Here is a 23,496-nt window from a genome sequence, read left to right as displayed (position 1 = left end):
CCTTTCGTTGAGCCGCGCTCTGAAGCGCTGGCCCTGACGCATTTTACGCAACTTCGACGCTACGCTACGCGATGCGCAGAGCCTGAGCCGGTGGCGGTCGTGCGACCAGCGATGCAAATCGCCTCAGATTCTGGGCGATGGCGGCTAGAACAAACTCATCCTGGGCACCTTGCGGGCCGCGCAATCGGAGCCGACCAAGCTTCAGGATGCGCTTCAAGTGTGCGAACCTCATCTCGATCTTCTTGCGCTGACGCCGAGAGAGCTCGAAGCCCTCGGTGCCAGCGAACGACCGGGCAACGTCTCGGGCATGCTCATGGATATCGCGCGGGATCTTGCGTGATGGTTCCTTTGGGCAGCACTGCGGCTTGAGCGGGCATACATCGCAGTCGAGCTTGCTTGCACGATACAGAAGGGTCTTGCCCTCGTGCACGGTACCGCTCGTCCCAAGCCGCTTACCACCCGGGCAGTGGTAAACGTCGCCGATCGGGTCATATCGAAAGTCGCTCCGCGAGAAAGTGCCATCATCCCGCTTCGACTTATCGAACACAGGGATATGTGGCGCGATGCCCTTCTCCTCGACCAGCCAGTTCAGCATTGGAGCCGCTCCGTAAGCGGTATCCCCGACAAGTCGCTCTGGCTTGAGACCGAAGCGCTCCTCGGTCCGTTCGATCATGGTCTTTGCTGCACCGACCTCGGCCTGGCGAATGGCGCGGGAGGCCTCGACATCAACGATGACGCCGAACTTCACGTCGATGAGATAGTTGTCGGAGTACGCGAAGAATGCCGGCCCCTTGTGAGCGCCGGTCCACTGCGCTGCCGGATCGGATGGCGAGACAAATTTCGGGATGACATCGCTGGCGGCTCCCCACGCCGGATCGTCGAGGGTTGCCAAATACTCCTTCACCGCGCGGCTAGACCTGGCCGGATCGCGATCCCTGCGCCAATCGTGACCTGCGATCGAGCGCTGCTTGTTCGCGTCGGCCGCAATCAGGCTCGCATCGACTGCAAATCCTTCGCCACCAACCAGACCGGCGGCAATGCATGTCTCGACAATCCGTTCGAACACGCGGCGGAGAACATCTCCATCGCGGAAGCGCTCGTTGCGGGCGCGCGAGAACGCCGAATGATCCGGGACAGCGTCCTCGATACCGAGCTTACAGAACCAGCGATAGGCGAGGTTCACCTGCACTTCACGGCAGATCAGCCGTTCCGAGCGGATCGCAAAGACATACCCCACGACCAGCATCCGGATCATCAGTTCCGGATCAATCGACGGGCGCCCCATCGACGAATAGTGAGATGCTAGTTCACCGCGAAGCCAGGACAGATCGAGAGCAGCATCGATCTTCCGCACCAAATGATCTTCAGGAACCGCGTCGCCAAGACAAAACTCGTAGAACAGTTGACCTTGGTCACTCTTCAGACGGCCCATCATGGATCGACCTCGCCGAGATTCGCGTCAACACAACGGAATCACGCTTCGTGACTTGTCTCAACCGACTTTTGCAACAAAATCGGCCAGAAAGCGACATTGCGATCTTAAGCTGATATGAAACAGGCCACCGAGTCAGGCGGCCTCGGGGCCAGATTATGCCTGACGCGGACGAAGCACCGGACGGAATGTGCGCTCCGAATACCATCCCGTGAGAGCAATATGACAAAGCAGCTCCCAATCAGACGAAGATGGCTTCTGGTTCTTGCGGCTGTGGTAGCCATCTATTTTGTGCTGGCTTACGTTGTGCTTCCTATCATCTGGACCCATCGCGAACATGAACCCGGCTTGGCCTCTCTCCCGATGGTGACCCGCACGAGCAGCGACATTCCGGGAGATGCGCTCAATGTCGGGCTAGTTGGCAATAAAGAAGATGTGCTCCGCGCCATGCACGCGGCGGGCTGGTTTCCGGCCGACCCAATTACGTTGCGCACGAGTATCGAGATCATCGGCAGCGTGGCGCTCGACCGGCCATACCACGATGCGCCTGTCAGCCCTCTCTACTATGAGGGGAAAAAAGAACAGCTTGCATTTGAGAAACCGGACGGCAGGAGCGCCGACAAGCGACATCACATTCGACTGTGGTTGGTCCTTGAAAAAGGAACCGATGGCCGTCCGGTATGGCTCGGCTCGGTCACGTTTGACCGTGGGGTCGGCTTGAGCCACGACACGGGACAGGTAACTCATCACATCGCGCCCGATATCGACGCCGAGCGCGATCTGCTGATGCGGGATTTACGCGAGGCGGAAATGGTCACGAATTTCTTTCAGATTTCCGGTACAGGCCCGACGCTGCTAGGCCGAAATGGCGAAGGCGATCGTTACTACACAGACGGCGAAATCGACATCGCCAGTCTCGTCGTTGATGGCGCCAAGCGAGCAGAGCCGCCGGAGACACGGCCGCCACCGCCGCTGATTGCCCTGAAGGATCAAATCTGGCGGGGAGTCAGGAATGCGGTGACCCAATAGGTTCCTATGCTCGATACGGCGTCCCTCGACGAGCCCGATGTCGCCTTTGGGTCACAACCTGCCGATCACATTCAAGATGGCAGACCTCCGCTGTGCGTTGCTAGACCGACGCGTATGAGTGCACGCCCTACTCCACCGGCAGCACGTCGACGGCGACGCCGAGCTTCTGCTTCGGCGAGCCGACGATGATGCCGTCGACCGGCGAGACGTCGGAGAAGTCGCGCCCGACCGCAAGCACGATATGGTCGTTGCCGACCAGCACATCGTTGGTCGGGTCGAAATCGATCCAGCCAAGCTCCGCCCCGCACCACAGCGACACCCAGGCATGGGTGGCATCCGCGCCTTGCAAACGCGGCTGGCCGGCCGGCGGAATCGTGCGCAGATAGCCGCTGACATAGGCGGCCGGCAGGCCGAGCCCGCGAAGCCCTGCGATCATCACATGGGCAAAGTCCTGGCAGACGCCATGTCGCTTGTCGAAGACCTCGTCCAGCGGTGTCGAGATCACCGTCGCCTTGGGATCGTAGCGAAACTCGGTGCGGATGCGATGCATGAGATCGACCGCGCCCTCGAGGATGCCCGTATCAGGTGCAAAGCTCGTCGCCGCGTAGGCGCTGACGGGACGCAGCATCGGCACGAGCGGACTCGCGAAGACATAACCGACCGGCGAGGATGGCCCGAGGCTGGTCGCCTCGAAGGCGATGTCGCGGATGCTCTCCCAGGACGGGCTGACCGCGTCGCGCGCCGGCGGCTTGCGCGACACCGAGACACGCGAACGGGAGTCGATGCGCAAATTGCGATGCGCGGCCTCGATCACGATGCTTTCGGTCAGCGTGCCGAAGAAGTCGCGGCGGACGTTGCGCTCGGACGGCCGCGGACGAATCTCGACCTTGTGCGAGATCAGCTCCTGGCCGCCGCCGCTCCTCGGCTCGAGCCGCAGCGTGCAGCGCGCGAAGCTGACCGCGCTTTCATACTCGTAGGTGGTGACGTGCCTTATGTCGTAGATCACGCCAGCCCCGTCAGCTTTTCCGGCCGGCTGGCATTGGTGCCGTGCGGGAAGTAATGCAGCCCGATCGCGTCGGCGAGGCTGAGCAGATCCTGCTCCAGCGCGAACAGGGTCTTGACTTCGAGTTTCTCGGCATCCGCGGTGGCCAGCATCGCCTGAACCGTCACCGCAAGCCGCTGCGGCTGCTCGATCAGGCCATGCTCCTTCAGGCTGGGCAATGCCGCGATATGCTCGTTCAGCGTCGTCACCTGGAACGCCACCGAACGCGGATTGTAGGGATCGAGCACCGCGAGGTCGCGCACCGGCGCCAGGATCGGCGCCAGCAGATAGCGCGAGCGATAGGTGATCTGCGAATCCACCAGCGTCAGCAGGATGTCGAGATCCTCGTCGCCAGCCTCGTCATAGGCGAACTGCCGGGCGAAGCGCGCGGTGTTGATGGCGCGCTCGGCGCGGCGGCCGACATCGAGGAAGCGCCAGCCGGCGGCGCGATTCATGTTTTCCTGCGCAAGACCCGCAAAGCTCGCAAGCTCCTGCAAGGTCAGCTCGGCCGCGCTCAGCACGCTGTCGTCGTCCTCGACCTCGTAGGAGAGCCGGTCCGCCATTTCGGTGATGACCTGCCAGGCATCGGGCGACAGCCGCTCGCGCAAGGAGGTCGCGGTGCGCTGTGCCGCACGCACCAGCGACAACGCCGAGCCCGGCTGCTCCGTGCTCTGCAGCGCTTCGGCGGCGATGCGCCCTGGCGTCGCGCGCGAGGCTTGCGAGATCGCGCCCCAGGCTACCAGCAGGCGCTGGATTCGTTCGGCCGATTGCAGTGAGGCCGCGGTGCCCTTGTTGGGGCCGCTCGGCGAGCCCACCGCCCGCACCAGCCGCAGCGTCGCCTCGGCGCGCTCGAGATAGCGGCCGAGCCAGAACAGATTGTCGGCGGCGCGGCTCGGCAGCACGCCGGCGATGCGGCGGATCCGCACCTTGTCGGTCGCCGGCAGCAGCGACGCGGTCGAGACTTTCTTCTCCGAGACCACCCAGACGTCGGCGGCGCGCGCACCGTCGCCCATCGACACGGCGCGCGCATCCGCCTGCTCGGCAATCCGGCAGAAGCCGCCGGGCATGATGGCCCAGCCGTCCGGCGTTGCGGCGGCAAACACGCGCAGCACGAAGGGACGCGGCGTGAGCTGCCCGTGCTCCCACACCGGCATGGTGGAGAGACGCACCACCTCCTGGCCGACATAATCCATGCCGCGCGCGCCGATGGCATCGACCAGGCGCTGACGCCCGGCGGCGTCGAGCTCGCTGGCAAGCACCGGACCGTTGCTGTCGAAGCCGGGCACGCCGCGCCGGTAGGCGCCTTCGATCGCGACCTCGTCGAGCCGCGACAACACCTCGTCACGCGCGGATTTCTGACCGCACCACCAGGTCGCGATGTGCGGCATCTTCAGCTCTTCGCCGAGCAGGCGGCGGCTGAGCGCCGGCAGGAAGCCGAGCAGCGCCCTCGCCTCCAGCACGCCCGAGCCCGGCATGTTGGCGACGACGACACCATCCTTGCGCAGCACGTCGATCAGGCCGGGCACGCCGAGATGCGAGGACGCATCGAGCTCGAGCGGATCGAGCGAATTGGAATCGACACGGCGCAGCAGCACGTCGAGCCGCTTCAGCCCCGCGACCGTGCGAATGTGGATGCGATTGTCGCTGACCGCGAGATCGTCGCCCTCGACCAGCAGGAAGCCGAGATAGCGCGCCAGCGTCGCATGCTCGAAATAGGTCTCGCTGAAACTGCCGGGGGTGAGCACGCCGATGCGCGGCTCGTCGCGGTCGGCGCGCGCGCGCAGGCTGTCGCGGAACGCCTCGAAGAACGGCGCGACGCGCGGCACGTTCATCGACTTGTAGAGGTCGGAGAAGGCGCGCGACAGCACGAGGCGGTTTTCCAGCGCATAGCCCGCGCCCGACGGCGCCTGCGTGCGGTCGCCGAGCACCCACCAGCGGCCATCGGGCCCGCGCCCGACATCGGCGGCATAGAGCGAGAGATAGCGCCCGCCCGGAGGTGGCACGCCGCAGACGGGACGGAGATATTCGGGGCTGCCGGCGATCGCGCCCGCGGGCAGCGCGCCTTCGGCGACCAGCCGCCCCTCGCCATAGATGTCGCGCAGCACGCGCTCGAGCAGCTCGGCGCGCTGGGTAATGCCGGCGGAGAGCTGCTTCCAGTCGGCCTCGTCGATCAGGAGCGGCAGATGGCTGAGCGACCAGGGCCGGTCGGCGCTGTCACCGGGCGCCCGGTAGGTGACGCCTGCCTCGCGGAGGTGGCGGTCGGCCATGCCGAAGCGCCGCTCGACCTCATCGGTCGCAAGCGCGCCGAAGGCATCGAAAAAGCGGTTCCAGACCGGTCGCGGGACGCCGTCGGCACCGAGGAATTCGTCGGGAATGCCGGGCAGGCGGCGATAGTCGCGGACCCATTGCGCGAGCCGGCGCTGGCCTTCACGCTGGCCTTCGCGCTGTCCTTGCGCCTTACCCGCCTTGTCCTGTTCGGCTGCGCCCTCGGCCATGCGCCTCTCCCTGCCCCACCCTCATACTCATTGCAGGAGCGGGGTCCGCAAGTCGAGGGTCAGCGGAAACTCATTTGTGCGTTCCTCGGGCGGCGGCTGCATCGGCCCCGGTGTGTGGCCGTGGTCCTGGAAGCGCGCCAGCCGCCGCGCCTCGGCCTCGTAGGTATTGACCGGCTTGGTGTCGTAGCTGCGCCCGCCCGGATGGGCGACGTGGTAGACGCAGCCGCCGAGCGAGCGGCCGTTCCAGGTATCGATGAGATCAAAGGTCAGGGGCGCGTGCACCGGGATGGTCGGGTGCAGGCCGGAGGCCGGCTGCCAGGCCTTGAAGCGGACCCCGGCCACGGCCTCGGCGGAGCGGCCGGTCGAGGTCATCGGCAGGCGGCGGCCGTTGCAGGTGACGATGTGGCGGCCCTCGACGAACCCTTCCGCCTTGACCTGGAGCCGCTCGACCGAGCTATCGACATAGCGCACGGTGCCGCCGGCCGAGCCCTCCTCGCCGAGCACATGCCAGGGTTCCAGCGCCTGGCGCAATTCGAGCGTCACGCCGCCTTGATGGACGCGGCCGAAGGCGGGAAAGCGGAATTCGAGCTGGGCCAAATACCATTCCGGCTCGAACGGATAGCCGGAGCTCTTGAGATCCGAGAGCACGTCCTGAAAGTCTTCCCAGATGAAATGCGGCAGCATGAAGCGGTCGTGCAGCGCGGTCCCCCAGCGTACGAATTTGCCCTGCTGCGGCTCGCGCCAGAACTTTGCGATCAGCGCGCGGATCAAGAGCTGCTGCGCCAGCGACATGCGCGGATCCGGCGGCATTTCGAGCGCGCGGAATTCGACGAGGCCGAGGCGGCCGGTGGGACCATCCGGCGAATAGAGCTTGTCGATGCAGATCTCGGCGCGGTGGGTGTTGCCGGTGATGTCGACGAGCAAATGCCTGAACAGCCGGTCCACCAGCCACAGCGGCACCTGGTAGCCCGGCGGCGGCACGTGCGAGAGCGCGATCTCGAGCTCGTACATGCTGTCGTGACGGGCCTCGTCGAGGCGCGGCGCCTGGCTGGTCGGACCGATGAACAGGCCGGAGAAGAAGTAGGACAGCGACGGATGCCGCTGCCAGTACAGCACGAGGCTCCTGAGCAGATCGGGCCGGCGCAGGAACGGCGAGTCCTGCGGGCTGGAGCCTCCGATCACGACGTGATTGCCGCCGCCGGTGCCGGTGTGGCGGCCGTCGACCAGGAAGCGGTTGGCGCCGAGCCGCACCTTGCCGGCGTCCTCATAGAGGCCAGTGGTGATCTCGACCGCCTCGCGCCAGCTCGTCGCCGGCTGGATATTGATCTCGAGGACGCCGGGATCCGGTGTGACCTTGATGACCTCGATGCGCGGGTCGAACGGTGGCGCATAGCCTTCGACATGGACCTGGAGCTGCATCTCCTCGGCCGTGGCTTCGACCGCCGCGATCATCTCGAGATAATCCTCGATACGCTCGACCGGCGGCATGAAGGCGCAGATCACGCCATCGCGGACCTCGATCGACAGCGCAGTGCGGACGGGGACGGTCGTGTTGAGCTTCTCGGACGCGACCCGCGGCGGCGCCTTCGGGCGCTCCGGCAGCGTGAACACCGGCAGCTTGCCGCGCGCCTCCATCGGGTCCTGCTCGACGATGTAGGGATATTCACTGGGCGGGACGTGGCCGAGCGAGCCGATCGGCAAGCGCAGGCCGAGCGGGGAGTCGCCCGGCATCAGGAACAGATGATTGCGCCGGAGTTGCCAACGCTCGCTGCGCCAGCGTGGCGGCGCGTTCCAGCGTTGCACCGGCAGCACGAAGCCGCGCGGCGCGCGGAGGCCCTGATCGAACACCCGCGCCATGCGCGCGCGCTCCTCCGGATTGGACAATTTGGAATCGGAGGGATCGACGTTGAGAGGTAGCTCGGCCTCCTTCATCAGCCAATAGGCGGTATCCTCATAGGCCGGAATGATGTAGCCGGGATCGAGCCCGAGCCGGGCCGCCGTGCCCTCCATGAAATCCTCGGCGTCTTCGGTCTGGGCACGCAGTGGATTTTCGATGCTGGCGATGAGGTCCGCGTTCTTCCAGACCGGCACGCCGTCCTTGCGCCAGTACAGGCCAAAGGCCCAACGCGGCAGGCTCTCGCCCGGATACCATTTGCCCTGACCGTAATGCAGCAGCCCGCCCGCCCCGAAACGTGTGCGCAGACGGCGGATCAGATCGTCGGCGAGCGCGCGCTTGGTGGGGCCGACGGCCTCGGTATTCCATTCGGCAGCTTCGAGATCGTCGACCGAGACGAAGGTGGGTTCACCGCCCATGGTGAGCCGCACGTCCTGCGCGGCGAGATCGCCGTCCACCTGCTCGCCGAGATCGTTGAGCCGCGTCCAGGAATCGTCCGAGAACGGCTTGGTGATGCGCGGCGCCTCGCGGATGCGCCGGACGCTCATGTCGAACTCGAACTCGACCTCGGCAAAGCCGGCACCGCCGGAGATCGGCGCTGCGGAGCGATAATGCGGCGTGGCGGCAACCGGGATGTGCCCCTCACCCGCGAGCATGCCGGAGGTCGCGTCGAACCCGATCCAGCCCGCGCCCGGCAGGTAGACCTCGGCCCAGGCATGCAGATCGGTGAAGTCGTTCTCGACCTCGGGCGGCCCCTCGATCGGATCGATGTCGGGGCGGATCTGGATCAGATAGCCGGAGACGAAGCGCGCGGCGAGGCCGAGATGACGGAAGGTCTGGATCAGGAGCCACGCGGAGTCGCGGCATGAGCCGGCCGCGGAGGTGAGCGTCTCCTCCGGCGTCTGCACGCCCGGCTCCATGCGGATGACGTAGCTGATCCTCTGCTGCAGCTCCCTGTTCAGATCGACCAGGAAGTTGACCGTGTTCGGCGCTTCGCGCGGGATCGAGGCGAGATATTTTGCGAACGCAGGGTCGGGCTTGATGGTCTCCAGATAAGGCGCCAGCTCCGTTTTCAGATCCTTCGGATAGTTGAACGGAAAGCTGTCGGCGTAGGGCTCGACGAAGAAGTCGAACGGATTGACCGTGGTCATCTGCGCCGTGAAATCGACCTCGATCTTCAGCTCGGTCGTCTTCTCCGGGAAGACGTAACGCGCGATCCAATTGCCTAGCGGATCCTGCTGCCAGTTCACGAAATGATTGGATGGCGTGACCTTGAGCGAATAGCTCATGATCGGCGTCCGCGTGTGCGGCGCCGGGCGCAGGCGGATGGTCTGCGGGCCGAGGTCGATCGGTCGGTCGTATTTGTAGTGGGTGACGTGGTGTAATGCGACGTAGATCGACACGGGGTGCAATGCTCCAGCAGCTTTTTTGAGCAGAACACCTGATGTCAGCGCGATCAAGCACTAACAACGGGCAGAGGGTGCCTAGGAAGTATCCGGGCTACGCCTCACGCCGCCGAGGTCAGCCGCTGCAGGAACTGCGTCACCTCGCGGCGAAGCGTCTCGACTTCGCCGTGGACGCGCTCGGAGGCGCTGTTGACGCGGCTGGCGACGCGGCCGGTGTCGGCTGCGGCTTCGCTGATGCCGGTGACGTTCGAGGACACCTGCGAGGTGCCGGCGGAGGCGTCCTGGACGCTGCGCGCGATCTCGCGTGTCGCGGAGCCCTGCTGCTCGATCGAGGCCGCAATGCTTGCGGTGATGCCGTCGATCTCCGCGATGGTCTGCGCGATGGCCTCGACGGCCGCAACCGAGTTGCTGGTCGATTGCTGCATCTCGCCGACCTTGGCGCTGATCTCCTCGGTCGCCTTCGCGGTCTGGTTGGCGAGGCTCTTGACCTCGGACGCCACCACGGCGAAGCCGCGGCCGGCCTCGCCTGCCCGCGCCGCCTCGATCGTGGCGTTGAGCGCCAGCAGGTTGGTCTGCGAGGCGATTTCGCTGATCAGCTTGACGACGTCGCCGATCCGCATCGCGGCCTCCGCGAGGCTGCGAATCTCGCTGCCGGCACGATTGGCTTCGTCGACGGCGCGCCCGGTGCTCGTGGTCGAGCCGGCCACCTGGCGGCTGATCTCCGCGATCGAGGATGCGAGTTGTTCCGCGGCGCTCGCCACCGTCGCAACGTTGCTCGAGGCCTGATCGGACGCACTGCGCATGCCGGAGGTCTGGCGGTTCGTCGTCTCCGCCGCGGACGCCATCTGGCCGGCGTCGGATTCGAGGTCGGTCGCGGCGCTCATCAGGCTGCCTGCGACTTCGTCGAGATGTGTGCCGAACTGCTTTGCGAGGCCGGCGATCTCGACCACGCGGCGGCCGAGGCTGTCGGTGCCGGCATTGATGACGGTTGCCGAGCGGCGGAACGAGCCGGGCAATCCGCGCGCCAGGATCTTGCGGAAATACTTGCCGCGGCTGGCATAGTCCATCGATGCCGAAGCCTCGCGGACGAAGGCGTCGGCGATGTCGAGCATGTCGTTGACCGATTTCTGGATGGCGCCGATCCGCCCGGCCTGCCGCTCGCTCAGGATCCGCGCTTCGAGATCGCCGCGTGCCGCCTTGCGGCAGACATCGGCCACCTCATCGACGGCCACCGCCGTGCGATGCTGGCACCAGAGCGCGTAGCCGAGCAGCAGGATCGCGGCACCGAGCGGCGCGGCACTGACGATTCCGGTCCAGCCGAGCAGCGAGAGGACGAACGCGGCGGTGTCGAGAAGACACGCGCCGGCGGTCGCGGCCTGCGCCTTAGAGAGAGAGCACAAATTCATCGTAGCCGACACCGTTTTGCTTGAGCAGACCGACCATCATTTCGAAGCTTGCACGCATGCCGTCCTTGGCATTGGCGTGGCGCGCCTCTTCCGCGCAGAGCGCCTTGTAGATCGGCTTGATGCGCTCGACCGGCGAAGGATCGGGTTTGCGTCGATTGGAGTGATAGCCCGTGATGTTGCCGCGATCGTCGAGCGTCGGGGTGACATGGGCGAACACCCAATAATGGCTGCCGTCTCCCGCGAGATTGAGGACGTAGGCGAAGATTTCCTGCTTGGTCTGGAGCGTATCCCACAGCAGCTTGAAGACGCAGCGCGGCATGTCCGGATGGCGGATCAGGCTGTGGGGCGCACCCATCAGCTGCTTCCAGGGATATTTCGCCATGCGGATGAAGACGTCATTGGCGTAGGTGATGCGGCCCTTGAGATCGGTCTTCGACACGATCAGCTCCTCCTCACCGAGGAGATTCTCCACGCCAGTCGGCCGTACCGCATGCGTCATCGTTGACGATTCCTCACGAAGGGCAGCGCCCTCGAAGGAGTCGCCCGCATGCTATCGGAATACGGCAGGAAACATTAAACATGCGTGACTGCGGGAACCCGTGCAGTCATCGGATACCTACGTAAGACTACTTAGTCCCCTGCTCGTTCTGTAAATTCCCGGGCGAGGCTCGCCCGCGCCGTTACATGGTCGCGCCCAGCACCCAGGGCGCGAACTCGGCGCCGCCGAAATCGAAGCTCTCGCTCTTGGTCGGCTGACCCGAGGCGGTCTTGAGGATGAGATCGAAAATGCGCTGGCCGCATTGCTCGACGCTCTCCTCGCCTTCGAGGATGGTGCCGCAATTGACGTCCATGTCGTCTTCCATGCGCTTGTACATGGGCGTGTTGGTCGCGAGCTTGATCGAGGGCGCCGGCTTGCAGCCGAACACGCTGCCGCGACCCGTGGTGAAACAGACGAGATTGGCGCCGCCCGCGACCTGCCCGGTCGCCGCGACCGGATCGTAGCCGGGCGTGTCCATGAACACGAAACCCTTCTTGGTGATGGGCTCGGCGTAACGCAGTACCTCGACGAGATTGGTGGTGCCCGCCTTCGCCATCGCGCCGAGCGACTTCTCCAGGATCGTGGTGAGGCCGCCGGCCTTGTTGCCGGGGCTCGGATTGGCGTTCATCTCGGCGCCTTCGCGCGTCGTGTATTCGTCCCACCAGCGCATCAGGTCGACCAGCTTCTCGCCGACCTCGCGGCTGACGGCGCGGCGCGTCAAGAGATGCTCGGCGCCGTAGGTCTCCGGCGTCTCCGACAGGATCACGGTGCCGCCGTGGCGCACGATGAGATCGCTCGCGGCTCCAAGCGCGGGATTGGCCGACACGCCGGAATAACCGTCCGAGCCACCGCATTGCAGCGCCACAGTCAATTCGCTCACCGGCACGGACTCGCGGCTCACCTTGTTGGAATCCGCCAGCGCCTCGCGCACGAAGGCGATGCCGGCCTCCACCGTCTTGCGGGTGCCGCCGACCTCCTGGATGTCCATGGCGCGCAGGCGTCCCGCGAGCTTCTGCTCCTCCATCAGCCCGCCGATCTGGTTCACCTCGCAGCCGAGGCCAAGCACGATCACATGCGAGAAGTTCACATGCCGCGCATAACCGCCGAGCGTGCGGCGGAGCAGCGCCAGCGGCTCGCTCTGCGTCATGCCGCAGCCGGTCTTGTGGGTCAGCGCGACCACGCCGTCGACATTGGGAAAATCGGCCAGCGGATTGTCGCCGGTGAAGGGGTTCTTCTTGAAGACGTCGGCGACGAGGCTTGCGACATGCGCGCTGCAGTTCACCGAGGTGAGGATGCCGATATAGTTGCGCGTGGCGACGCGGCCGTCCGGGCGGCGAATGCCCTCGAAGGTCGCCGGCAGGTCGAAATTGGGCGTCGGCTTGACGTCGGCGCAATAGGCATAGTCCTTGGCGAAATCGCCCATGCCGATGTTCTGCACGTGCACGTGCTGGCCCGGCGCGATCGGGATGGTCGCAAAGCCGATGATCTGGCCGTAACGGATGACAGGCTCGCCCATTGAGATCGGCTTGATCGCGACCTTGTGGCCGGAGGGGATGCGCTCGACCGTGGTCACGCCGTCTGCGACGACCGTTCCCGGCGGCAGGCTGGCGCGCGCGATCAGCACGCCATCATCGGGATGCAGGCGGATGACGGGGCTGATGGTCATGGGAGGTCTCCTTGGGAGGCGAATAGCGAGTGGTGAGTGGCGAATGGAAAAAGGGAGTAGCCCTATTCGCTACTCCCCATTCGCCATTCGCAAGTTTCTTAGGCCTTGCCGCCCGAATCCTTGCGGGTGGCATTGACCTGCATCTTGGCGTAGGTGGTCATCAGGCCGACCTCGTTCGAGAGCGTCACCAGCTTGAAGCCCATGTTGATGGCGCGTGCAGCACCTTCGGCGCCGCTGCAATGGATGCCCGGGTTGAGGCCGCGCTTGCCGCATTCCTTGATGATCTTCTCGTAGATCGCGAGGATCTCGGGCTCGCTGCGGTCGAGCTTGGGCTCGAGGCCGTAGGAGAAGCCGAGGTCGGACGGTCCGATATAGACGCCGTCGATGCCCTCGACGTCGAGGATCGCTTCCATGTTCTCGACCGCGGTCTTGGTCTCCATCATCGGCAGCAGGATGGTGTCGGCATTCGCGGTCTTCTGGTAGGAGCCCGCGGTACCGTACATGCCGGCGCGGATCGGGCCGTTGGAGCGGACGCCCTGCGGCGGATATTTCGAATAGGAGACGAGGTTCCTGGCTTCCTGCGCCGTGTTGACCATCGGGCAGATCACGCCATAGGCGCCGCCGTCCAGCACCTTGCCGATGATGCCGGGCTCGTTCCAGGGCACGCGGACCATGGGCGTGACCGGATGCTTGTCCATCGCCTGGAAGCACTGCACCATCGAGAGATAATCCTGCACGCCATGCTGCATGTCGACGGTGACGCTGTCGAAGCCGCATTGCGCGATCATCTCGGCCGAGAAGCCGGAGGGTATCGCGAGCCACGCGTTGACCACGGCCTTGCCCGACTTCCAGATTTCCTTGACCTTGTTCGCCACGTTGCCTTCCTTCTTGTTGTTTGGACCGTCTTATTTGGACCGCGTTATTTGGACCATCGTCACCATGACGAGCGCCGCGACAGCACAATCCCGCTGTTACCGCGAACCGGGCCGCCGCGCTACGCTCGCAATGGCGCAAGACCTATGCGGTCGCCCTCTGGATGCTGACTTCGCTGACGCCGACCTCGCGGGCGGTGTTCACTATCGCCGCCCAGGTGTCATCCGGCAAGGGGATGCCGTTTTGGGTGCGCTCGGCCCTCGTTCTCCGCTCGGGATCGCCGGGAATCAGCACCTGATCGACCCCGGCCGCCGGCTTGGTGGCGCGGATGAAATCGACATAGCGCGAGACCTCGCCGTCGAAAAGGTTGGAGGTGTCGACCACTTTCGGATCGACATAGAACGCCAGCATGCCGTTGGCAAAGCGCCGTCCGCCCGACGTGGCCCCGGTTCCGGTCAGCGCGCCGCCAAGTAGCTCGCAGATGAAGGCAAGGCCCGAGCCCTTGTGCTCGCCGAAGGCGCGGATGGCGCCCGTTCCCCTGGTGTGATCGCGCGGCCCATCAGGCGTGAACGGCCCGTAGAGCACGACCGGATCCTCGCTTAAGCTCCCGTCGGAATCGACCAGCGCCCCCTTCGGCAGCTTCTTGCCGCCGCGGCTTGCCACCAGCACCTTGCCCTCGGCCACGACAGAGGTCGCAAAGTCCAGCACGATCGGATCCTGGCTCGCGCGGGGGATGCCGACGCAATATGGTGCGGTGGAGAGCCGCTTCTCGACGCCGCCGAATGGCGCCACCAGCAGCGAGCCCGCGGCATTGACGAAATGCACGGAGATGAGGCCTTCGGCGGCAGCCATCTCGGCCCAGTCGCCGACGCGGCCGATATGGCCGGCATTGCGCAGTGCGACCGCGGCAAGTCCGGCCTTCCTGCACTTCTCGATGCCGATCCTGACCGCCTGCGGCGTCACGGTCTGGCCGTAGCCGAACCTACCGTCGACCACGGCGAGCGAGGGCGTGTCCAGCACCAATTCGGCGGCCTGGTTGGGCACGACCATGCCGGTCTTCTGCCAGCGGATGTAGACGGGAACGCGGATCACGCCGTGGCTGTCATGGCCCGTCAGATTGGCCGTCGTGAGATAGGTCGCGATCCGCTTCGCCTCTTCCGGCGAGGACTGCGCATGCGCGAAGACTTCGGTGACGAAGTCGATCAGCCTCTGAACCTGAATGGTGACCATGAAAGTCCGCGCGCCTCCTCGTTCCGGCGGAGCGCGCTCGACGCGGCGTTCTCCGTCCCGGTGCCGATTTTGCATCGATCGGCTTGGGCGGCAGTTTGAGCGAACAAATCAGCGGATGTCCATGGCCGTTGCCGCACGCTCGCGCATATCAGCATTCACTCCTCGGCACTTGCCTCCTCGGCGCCGCCAAGCTCTGCAAGACTCAGTTCGAGCGCGCCGAGCATCTCCTGCAACTCCGCGAGCTTGCGTGCACCGAACCGTCGCGTGATCTCGGCATAGATCGCCTCCGAATTCGGCGCCACCGAGGCCATCAGCTTCACGCCCTCTTTCGAGATCGAGACCATGCTGCGGCGCTGGTCCGCCTTGGCCGTCTTGCGCTCGATCAGGTTGCGCGCCTCGAGATCGCGCAGGATGCGCGACAGGCTCGGCCCGAGCAGGAACGCCGTGCGCGCGAGTTCCGTGACCTCGACCGCGTCGATCGCGGCCAGTGCACGCAGGATGCGCCATTGCTGCTCGGTCAAGCCGTGCTCGCGCAGGGAGGGGCGAAATTGTCGCATCACCGCTTCGCGGGCCCGCAGCAGCGACATCGGCAGGGAGCGCGAGAAATCGCGCATCGGCACCTGCCTTGCGGCAGGCCTTGCGATAGGTCCTGCGGCAGGCGCGCTTCCGTTGGCTGGATCAGCCGGTCTCTTCACCATGATGCCCTTTCAAACCGCAAGACGTTTGCAGTGCAGCAAGCCGGAATTGTGTTTGACGCATTCACTTAACATGTTAAGTATCTTCCGGCACCCCAATTTGTAAGATCACAAATGGCGCTTTCCAACGACGATATCCAAGCTTGCGCGAGGCGTCTGCACCAAGCGGAGAAGACCCGCGTGCAGATCCGGCAGCTGTCGCAGGATTTCCCCGGCATCACCATCGCCGACGCCTACGCGATTCAGAAGGCCTGGGTCGACGTCAAGATCGCCGAGGGGCGCATCGTCAAGGGCCACAAGATCGGCCTGACCTCGAAGGCGATGCAGAGCGCGCTTGACATCGACGAGCCGGATTCCGGCGTGCTGCTCGACGACATGTTCTTCGCCGATGGCGGCATCATTCCGACCGGGCGCTTCATCGCCACGCGGGTCGAGGCCGAACTCGCCTTCGTCATGAGCAAGCGGCTCGCAGGGCCTGATAGCACGCTGTTCGACGTGCTCAATGCTACCGACTTCGTGGTTCCCGCGCTGGAGATTCTGGACACGCGGATCGAGCGCGTCGATCCCAGGACGAAGGCGACGCGAAAGATCTTCGACACCATCGCCGACAATGCGGCGAATGCCGGCATCGTGCTCGGCGGACGGCCGATCCGGCCGTTGGACGCAGACTTGCGCTGGATCGGCGCGCTGTGCTTTCGGAACGGCCAGCTCGAGGAGACTGGCCTTGCAGCCGGCGTGCTCAATCACCCGGCGACCGCCGTGGCCTGGCTCGCCAACAAGATCGCGCCGCTCGGCCTTGCGCTGGAGCCCGGACAGGTCGTGCTTGCCGGCTCCTTCATCCGTCCGATCGAGACCCGCAAGGGCGACACAATTCAAGCCGATTATGGCGCCTACGGCTCGGTGAGCTGCTACTTCGCTTGAGGCGCTTAAGAAAATACAGGGAGTGAAACCGCGATGCCGCATTTCACGATCGAATATTCGGCCAATCTCGACGGCCGCCTCGACATCGCGGCGGTGTGCGAGATCGTGCGCAAGGCGGCGGTCGAGACCGGAATCTTTCCGCTCGGCGGCATCCGCGTCCGCGCCATCAGGTGCGAGCACTATGCGATCGCCGACGCGCGGAACGACTATGGCTTTCTCGACATGGTGCTGCGCATCGGCGAGGGCCGCGATCTAAAGACGCGCCAGCAGGCCGGCGAGCACGTCTTCCAGGCACTCTCCCGCCATCTCGATCCCGTCTTCGCCGCCAGCAAATTCGCTTTGTCGTTCGACATGCAGATCAACGACAAGGACACCAGCTGGAAGCGCAACAACATCCACGACGCCCTGAAAGTGGAATCCGCCCATGGATAAGACCAGCCCGAAAGCCGATGTGTTCCAGGCCAACCGCGACCGCGTCGCACCGCTGCTGAAGAAGCTGCGCACTGAGGGCATCGGCCACATGATCGACGGCAAGACCGTTGCCTCGATCTCCGGCGAGACCTTCGAGACGAAGTCGCCGGTCGACGGCACGACGCTCGCGAGCGTCGCGCGCGGCACTGCCGAGGACATCGACCGCGCCGCAACGGCCGCGGCGCTCGCCTTCAAGTCCTGGCGCGACATGGGCCCGGCGATGCGGAAGAAGCTGCTGCACCGCGTCGCCGACGCGATCGAGGACAATGCCGAGGACATCGCGGTGCTCGAATGCATCGACACCGGCCAGGCCTATCGCTTCATGGCCAAGGCCGCGATCCGCGCCGCCGAGAATTTCCGCTTCTTTGCCGACAAATGCGCGGAAGCGCGCGACGGCCTCAACACGCCGAGCGACGAGCATTGGAACATCTCGACGCGCGTGCCGATCGGCCCGGTCGGCGTGATCACGCCGTGGAACACGCCGTTCATGCTCTCGACCTGGAAGATCGCCCCTGCCCTCGCTGCGGGGTGCACGGTCGTGCACAAGCCGGCGGAGTGGTCGCCGGTCACCGCGGACATGCTCGGCAAGCTCGTCAAGCAGGCCGGCGTTCCCGACGGCGTGCTCAACACCGTCCACGGCTTCGGCGAAGAGGCCGGCAAGGCGCTGACCGAGCATCCCGCGATCAAGGCGATCGGCTTCGTCGGCGAGAGCGCGACGGGCTCGGCGATCATGGTGCAGGGCGCGCCGACGCTGAAGCGCGTGCATTTCGAGCTCGGCGGCAAGAATCCCGTGATCGTGTTCGACGACGCCGATCTCGACCGCGCGCTCGATGCCGTCGTGTTCATGATCTACTCGCTCAACGGCGAGCGCTGCACGTCATCGAGCCGCCTCCTGGTTCACGCCAGCATCGCGGACAAGTTCACGGAGAAGCTCACCGCGCGCGTGAAGGCGCTGAAGGTCGGCCATCCCCTCGATCCCGCCACCGAGATCGGACCACTGATCCACGAACGCCATCTGGCAAAGGTCTGCTCCTATTTCGACGTCGCGCGCCAGGACGGCGCCGTGATCGCCGTTGGTGGCAAGGCCCATGACGGCCCGGGCGGCGGACATTATGTCGAGCCCACCCTGGTCACCGGCGCGCACGGCAAGATGCGCGTTGCCCAGGAGGAGGTGTTCGGCCCGTTCCTCACCGTGCTGCCCTTCAGGGACGAAGCTGAAGCCATCGAGATCGCCAACGACATCCGCTATGGCCTGACCGGCTATGTCTGGACCAACGACGTCGGCCGTGCGCTCCGCGTCGCCGATGCGCTCGAGGCCGGGATGATCTGGCTCAACTCGGAAAACGTGCGCCATCTGCCGACGCCGTTCGGCGGCATGAAGGCCTCCGGCATCGGTCGCGACGGCGGCGATTACTCGTTCGACTTCTACATGGAAACCAAGCACGTCTCGCTGGCGCGGGGCACGCACAAGATTCAGAAACTGGGAATCTGATCGTCTTTCCGGGGCGATGCGTAGCATCGAACCCGGAATCCATCGCGCAGCAGAGTTCGTCGAGGAATGGATTCCGGGCTCGCGCTTCGCGCGCCCCGGAATGACAGGGACCGAGAGGGGAAAACGCCAATGCCCGTACCGCAACACGTCTTCGAGCCGCCATTCAACATCATCCGCTCCAGCCACGTCGTGCTCGACGTGACCGATCTGAAGCTGAGCCGCGAGTTCTACGAGACCACCGTCGGCCTGCATGTCGAGGACGCCGACGACAACGTCGTCTACCTGCGTGCCGCCGAGGAGCATCAGCATCACTCGCTGGTGCTGCGGAAAGCCGCGGTGCCCGCTTGCGCGCGGCTCGGCTTCAAGGTCGGCAACGACGGAGACCTCGACAAGGCTGCCGCCTTCCTGTCCGAGAACGGCCTCGGATACGCCTTCGTCGATCAGCCGTTCCAGGGCCGTACCCTGCAATTCACCGATCCCTTCGGCTTCCAGATCGAGCTCTATGCGTCGATGGACCGTCGACCGCATCTCTTGCGCCGCTATGATCTCTACAGGGGCTGCCACCCGCAGCGGCTCGATCATTTCAACGTCTTCGCCGCCGAGGTGCAGGACACGGTCGAGTTCTACGCGCGGCTCGGCTTCCGCCTCACCGAATACGCCGAGGAGGATGGACCGAACGGGCGCATCGCGGCCGCCTGGATGCATCGCAAGGGCAATGTGCACGACTTCGCCATCACCAACGGCAAGGGTCCTCGCCTGCACCATTTCGCCTATTGGACGCCGACGGCGATGAACATCATCCATCTCTGCGACGTCATGGCCTCGCAAGGCTTCGTCAAGAACATCGAGCGCGGCCCGGGACGCCACGGCATCTCGAATGCGTTTTTCCTCTATGTGCGCGACCCTGATGGACACCGCCTCGAGCTCTACACCAGCGATTACTTCACCGGCGATTACGACCATGAGCCGCTGCGCTGGTCGCTGCGCGATCCGCGCCGCCAGACGCTGTGGGGCGCCCCTGCCCCGCGTTCCTGGTTCGAGCAGGGCTCGCCGTTCGCAGGCCAGGCCGTGCGCGAGCCGAAATTCGTGGCCGACGTGCTGGTGGCGGATTGAGCAATGAAGCTTCCACGCCTCGCCACCTATTCCGTCAAGGGTGATGTCAGCTTCGGTGCCGTCCTGGAGGGCGGCATCGTCGACCTTTCCGCACGTTACGCCAAGGACTATCCGACGCTGCGCGAGGTGATCGCGGCCGGCAAGCTCGTGAGCCTTGCCGAGGAAGCCGCGGGTCGCACACCGGACCACGCGTTCGATGACATCACCTGGCTGCCGCCGGTGCCCGCGCCGGAGAAGATCATCTGCATCGGCGTCAACTACCCTGATCGTAACGCCGAGTACAAGGATGGTCAGGACGCGCCGAAATACCCGAGCATGTTCATGCGCTCGCCCCGCTCCTTCGTCGGCCACGACACGCCGCTGGTGCGCCCGCGCGCCTCCGCGCAGCTTGACTATGAAGGCGAGATCGTGCTGGTGATCGGCAAGGCGGGCCGGCACATCCCCGAAAGCAGCGCGCTTGACCACATCGCCGCGCTCACGCTCTGCAACGAAGGCTCGGTGCGCGACTGGCTGCGCCACGCCAAGTTCAACGTCACCCAGGGCAAGAATTTTGATTCCAGCGGCAGCCTCGGCCCCTGGCTGGTACCTTACGTCAGGGAATCTCAGGTCGCCGACATCAGGCTGACCACGCAAGTCAACGGCGAGCTCAGGCAGGACGACCGCACCAGCCGGCTGATGTTTCCGTTCCGCACTCTCATCAACTATATCTCCGCCTTCGCAACGCTCGTCCCCGGCGATATCATCGTCACGGGCACGCCGACCGGCGCCGGTGCCCGGTTCGATCCGCCGCGGTACCTGAAGCCCGGCGACGTCGTCGAGGTCGCGGCCGAAGGCATCGGCACGCTGCGCAACGGCGTCGTCGACGAAGCCTGAACAACCATCGAAGTGGAATAGTGCAATGACCACCCTCACCGGCGGCGAAGCGATCGTAAGCGGGCTTGTCGCCCATGGCATCGACACCGTGTTCGGTCTGCCCGGCGCGCAGGTCTACGGCTTGTTCGACGCCTTCCATCAGGCCCAGCTCAAGGTGATCGGCGCCCGGCACGAACAGGCCTGCGGCTACATGGCGTTCGGCTATGCGCGCTCCAGCGGCAGGCCCGGCGTGTTCAGCGTGGTGCCCGGCCCCGGCGTGCTCAATGCCAGCGCCGCGCTGCTCACCGCGTTCGGCTGCAACGAGCCGGTGCTGTGCGTCACCGGGCAGGTGCCGACGCAATTCCTCGGCAAGGGCCGCGGCCATCTGCACGAGATGCCGGACCAGCTTGCGACCCTGCGCACCTATGTGAAATGGGCCGACCGGATCGAATATCCCGGCAATGCACCGACCACCGTGGCGCGCGCCTTCCAGGAGATGATGTCGGGACGGCGCGGCCCCGCCTCGGTCGAGATGCCTTGGGACGTCTTTACCCAGCGCGCGGACACGGCCGCGGCGCAAGTGCTGGAGCCGCTGCCCGCCCCGCAGCCCGATCCCGATCTCGTGAAGCAGGCGGCGGCGCTGATCAAGGCGAGCAAGGCACCGATGATCTTCGTCGGCAGCGGCGCGATTGAGGCCGGCGAGGAGATCCTCGAGCTCGCCGAGATGATCGATGCGCCCGTGGTCGCCTTCCGCAGCGGCCGCGGCATCGTCTCCAATGCGCACGAGCTCGGGCTGACCATGGCGGCCGCCTACAAGCTGTGGCCGACAACCGATCTGATGATCGCGATCGGTACGCGCGCGGAGCTGCCGGCATCGGGCTTCCGCTGGCCCTATCAACCGAGCGGATTGAAATCCATTCGCATCGACATCGATCCGGTCGAGATGCGCCGGGTGGTCGTTGACACCGCCATCGTCGCCGATGCTCAGGCCGGAACGGCCGATCTCGTCGCGGCCGTGAAGAAGGCCGGCTATGCGCGGACCCGGGGCCGGCGGGAGGACATCCGCCAGGCCACCGCGACCGCGCAAGCCGAGATCCAGCGCATCCAGCCGCAGATGGCCTATCTCGACATCCTGCGCGAGGTGCTGCCGGCGAATGCGATCGTGACCGATGAATTGTCGCAATTCGGCTTCGCCTCCTGGTACGGCTTTCCGGTCTACCAGCCGCGCACCTTCATCACCTCGGGCTATCAGGGCACGCTCGGCTCGGGCTTCCCGACCGCGCTCGGGGCCAAGGTCGCCAATCCCGACAAGCCGGTGGTCGCGATCACCGGCGACGGCGGCTTCATGTTCGGCGTGCAGGAGTTGTCAACCGCCGTGCAGTTCAACATCGGCGTGGTGACGCTGGTGTTCAACAACAACGCCTACGGCAATGTCCGCCGCGACCAGCGCGAACGCTTCGACGGCCGCGTGGTCGCCTCCGACCTCGTCAATCCCGATTTCGTCAAGCTCGCGGAGTCCTTCGGCGTTGCGGCGGCGCGCGTGACGGCACCGGATCAGTTCAAGTCAGCGATGGAGAAGGCGCTTAGCCACAGCGGGCCATACCTGATCTCGGTGGAAGTGGCGCGGGATTCCGAAGTGAGCCCGTGGGCGTTCATCCATCCGCCGAAGCCTTGAGGCCCGGCGCTCCCTGTAGCCGCGCAGCCGCGATCACCAGCAGGCCTGCGCCTGCGACCGACCAGCAGGCGACCGGGGCCCAGTGCAATAGCGGCGCATAGTCAGGGATCTTCTGCAGGCCACCGGCGACCGCCGCCATCCGCGCGAAGGTGCCGAGCGCCAGCGCGGAGAACACGAGGCCCGTGACCTTGCCCTCCGCGCCGGTCGAGCCAATCGCAAGCGCGGCCGAGATCGCGCTCATGAGCATGCAGCCCCAGGCGGCGCCGGCGAGGAACTGCGCCGCGATCAGCGTATTGAGGCTGCCGGCAAGCTCCGCCGCCGCGATCGCGACCGCACCGAGCAATCCGGCGGCGCCCATCACGATCAGGCCGCCGCGGTGCTTGACGACGAGGCTAGCCGGAAACATCGCGATGTTGAAGCCGATCCAGAACACCGGCATCAGCCATTGCAAATCGTCGGACTTGGCGAAGCGCAGGTAGAACGGCGCGCTGTTCATGGCGAAGTGCAACTGATAGCCGAGCGCCAGAGCCACCATCGCGACGATGAAGACGATCGGCACGAAGCCCAGCGGCTTGGCCGCCTCGGCCGGCGCCGGCGGCGAGGTATCACGCGCCACGTCATGCTCAATCCGCGACAGGGCGAGCGCCGTGAGCAGCAACACGACGCCGGAGATCACGAACGGCAGCCGCGCATCGTGATCCCGCAGCACGACGCCGAGATAGGGCGAGACCGCGCCGGCAACGCCGTAGCCGAGCATCGCCAGCGCCGCGAGGAACGGCACCTGCGGCTTCGAACGGTATTTGCCGAGCAGGGTCAGCGGCGGCGCGCGCAGGGCAGACGAGGTGACCGACCAGACCACGATCAGCGCGATGAGCCAGACCTGCGCTGCCGCGCCGACGCCGGCCACGAAGGGCATCGCGACGAACGCGCCGCAGGAGATCGCGGCCACCAGCCCGACGAACAAGCCAAGCCTGCCGACATAGGGCGCAAGCCGGTCCGCGGCGATCCCCATCGCCGTATCGGCGATGGTGAAGATCGCCTGGTCCAGCATCAGGATGAGGATGACGGCGGACGGCGCGATGCCGACCTCGGCCGCGAGCTTCGGCAGATAGATGACGTAGGTGGTCCAGCCCAGCGTGAACACCAGTTGCAGCACGGCCAGGTAAAGGCCGATGCGATTGGCCGTCGCAGTCCCGGCCGAGACTTGTGTCGTCGTCATGTCGCTATCTCCCCCGCGGGAACCTTAGACGAGCGAGAGCTGCGAGG

18 protein-coding genes are annotated in these 23,496 nt (G+C 65.5%); 7 read left to right on the top strand and 11 right to left on the bottom strand.

Going from position 1 to position 23,496, the window contains the following annotated elements; genetic code table 11:
* Positions 1-64 precede the first annotated feature (64 nt).
* On the bottom strand, positions 65-1,435 hold the full coding sequence (locus tag IVB24_RS16115; RefSeq protein ID WP_247771006.1) for a transposase: 1,371 nt from the start codon (positions 1,433-1,435) through the stop codon (positions 65-67).
* Positions 1,436-1,654: 219 nt separating this feature from the next.
* On the opposite strand from IVB24_RS16115, the gene IVB24_RS16110 reads away from it, so the two are divergent.
* On the top strand, positions 1,655-2,461 hold the full coding sequence (locus tag IVB24_RS16110; RefSeq protein ID WP_247773684.1) for an LssY C-terminal domain-containing protein: 807 nt from the start codon (positions 1,655-1,657) through the stop codon (positions 2,459-2,461).
* Between the two features lie 127 nt (positions 2,462-2,588).
* Here IVB24_RS16110 and IVB24_RS16105 read toward each other — a convergent pair whose 3' ends face one another.
* The 9 genes from IVB24_RS16105 to hpaR form a co-directional block, all read right to left on the bottom strand.
* The gene (locus IVB24_RS16105) at positions 2,589-3,467 is read right to left on the bottom strand and encodes a transglutaminase family protein (RefSeq protein WP_247773682.1); all 879 of its coding nucleotides are present in this window, start codon (positions 3,465-3,467) and stop codon (positions 2,589-2,591) included.
* Positions 3,464-5,998, bottom strand: coding sequence for a circularly permuted type 2 ATP-grasp protein (locus tag IVB24_RS16100; RefSeq protein ID WP_247773680.1), 2,535 nt, complete (start codon positions 5,996-5,998; stop codon positions 3,464-3,466). The genes IVB24_RS16105 and IVB24_RS16100 overlap by 4 nt, the downstream gene beginning before the upstream one ends.
* Before the next feature lie 27 nt (positions 5,999-6,025).
* The gene (locus tag IVB24_RS16095; RefSeq protein WP_247773678.1) at positions 6,026-9,295 is read right to left on the bottom strand and encodes a transglutaminase family protein; all 3,270 of its coding nucleotides are present in this window, start codon (positions 9,293-9,295) and stop codon (positions 6,026-6,028) included.
* A gap of 104 nt (positions 9,296-9,399) precedes the next feature.
* Positions 9,400-10,704, bottom strand: coding sequence for a methyl-accepting chemotaxis protein (locus tag IVB24_RS16090; RefSeq protein ID WP_247773677.1), 1,305 nt, complete (start codon positions 10,702-10,704; stop codon positions 9,400-9,402).
* Positions 10,682-11,203, bottom strand: coding sequence for a PAS domain-containing protein (locus tag IVB24_RS16085; RefSeq protein ID WP_094975252.1), 522 nt, complete (start codon positions 11,201-11,203; stop codon positions 10,682-10,684). Before IVB24_RS16085 ends, IVB24_RS16090 begins: the two co-directional genes overlap by 23 nt.
* Before the next feature lie 181 nt (positions 11,204-11,384).
* Complete coding sequence (locus IVB24_RS16080; RefSeq protein WP_247773674.1) at positions 11,385-12,908, bottom strand: altronate dehydratase family protein; 1,524 nt, start codon at positions 12,906-12,908, stop codon at positions 11,385-11,387.
* Between the two features lie 98 nt (positions 12,909-13,006).
* On the bottom strand, positions 13,007-13,783 hold the full coding sequence (locus IVB24_RS16075; protein ID WP_094975254.1) for an aldolase/citrate lyase family protein: 777 nt from the start codon (positions 13,781-13,783) through the stop codon (positions 13,007-13,009).
* Positions 13,784-13,925: 142 nt separating this feature from the next.
* Positions 13,926-15,011 carry a malate/lactate/ureidoglycolate dehydrogenase gene (locus IVB24_RS16070; RefSeq protein ID WP_247773673.1) on the bottom strand — a complete coding sequence of 362 codons (1,086 nt, stop codon included), beginning with the start codon at positions 15,009-15,011 and terminating at the stop codon, positions 13,926-13,928.
* 155 nt (positions 15,012-15,166) lie between these two features.
* On the bottom strand, positions 15,167-15,709 hold the full coding sequence (hpaR, locus tag IVB24_RS16065; RefSeq protein ID WP_094975256.1) for a homoprotocatechuate degradation operon regulator HpaR: 543 nt from the start codon (positions 15,707-15,709) through the stop codon (positions 15,167-15,169).
* A 111-nt stretch (positions 15,710-15,820) separates the two neighbouring features.
* On the opposite strand from hpaR, the gene hpaH reads away from it, so the two are divergent.
* The 6 genes from hpaH to IVB24_RS16035 all read left to right on the top strand — a co-directional run bounded on the left by hpaH (position 15,821) and on the right by IVB24_RS16035 (position 22,230).
* On the top strand, positions 15,821-16,627 hold the full coding sequence (gene hpaH, locus IVB24_RS16060) for a 2-oxo-hept-4-ene-1,7-dioate hydratase (RefSeq protein WP_094975257.1): 807 nt from the start codon (positions 15,821-15,823) through the stop codon (positions 16,625-16,627).
* Positions 16,628-16,660: 33 nt separating this feature from the next.
* The gene (locus IVB24_RS16055; RefSeq protein ID WP_247773672.1) at positions 16,661-17,059 is read left to right on the top strand and encodes a 5-carboxymethyl-2-hydroxymuconate Delta-isomerase; all 399 of its coding nucleotides are present in this window, start codon (positions 16,661-16,663) and stop codon (positions 17,057-17,059) included.
* Entirely contained in the window at positions 17,052-18,590 is a 1,539-nt protein-coding gene (gene hpaE, locus IVB24_RS16050; protein WP_247773670.1) for a 5-carboxymethyl-2-hydroxymuconate semialdehyde dehydrogenase, read from the top strand. The genes IVB24_RS16055 and hpaE overlap by 8 nt, the downstream gene beginning before the upstream one ends.
* Before the next feature lie 129 nt (positions 18,591-18,719).
* Positions 18,720-19,703, top strand: coding sequence for a 3,4-dihydroxyphenylacetate 2,3-dioxygenase (gene hpaD, locus IVB24_RS16045; RefSeq protein WP_247773668.1), 984 nt, complete (start codon positions 18,720-18,722; stop codon positions 19,701-19,703).
* Positions 19,704-19,706: 3 nt separating this feature from the next.
* Positions 19,707-20,576 carry a fumarylacetoacetate hydrolase family protein gene (locus IVB24_RS16040; protein ID WP_247773666.1) on the top strand — a complete coding sequence of 290 codons (870 nt, stop codon included), beginning with the start codon at positions 19,707-19,709 and terminating at the stop codon, positions 20,574-20,576.
* Positions 20,577-20,601: 25 nt separating this feature from the next.
* Entirely contained in the window at positions 20,602-22,230 is a 1,629-nt protein-coding gene (locus tag IVB24_RS16035; protein ID WP_247773664.1) for a thiamine pyrophosphate-dependent enzyme, read from the top strand.
* On the opposite strand, the gene IVB24_RS16030 is transcribed toward IVB24_RS16035, so the two are convergent.
* Complete coding sequence (locus tag IVB24_RS16030) at positions 22,208-23,449, bottom strand: MFS transporter (RefSeq protein ID WP_247773663.1); 1,242 nt, start codon at positions 23,447-23,449, stop codon at positions 22,208-22,210. The genes IVB24_RS16035 and IVB24_RS16030 overlap by 23 nt on opposite strands.
* Positions 23,450-23,496: the final 47 nt, after the last annotated feature.

The sequence above is a fragment of the Bradyrhizobium sp. 192 genome, assembly GCF_023100965.1.
Lineage (GTDB): Bacteria > Pseudomonadota > Alphaproteobacteria > Rhizobiales > Xanthobacteraceae > Bradyrhizobium > Bradyrhizobium symbiodeficiens.
Note: the sequence above shows the minus strand (reverse complement) of the source record. Positions and strands in the feature narration are given on the sequence as shown.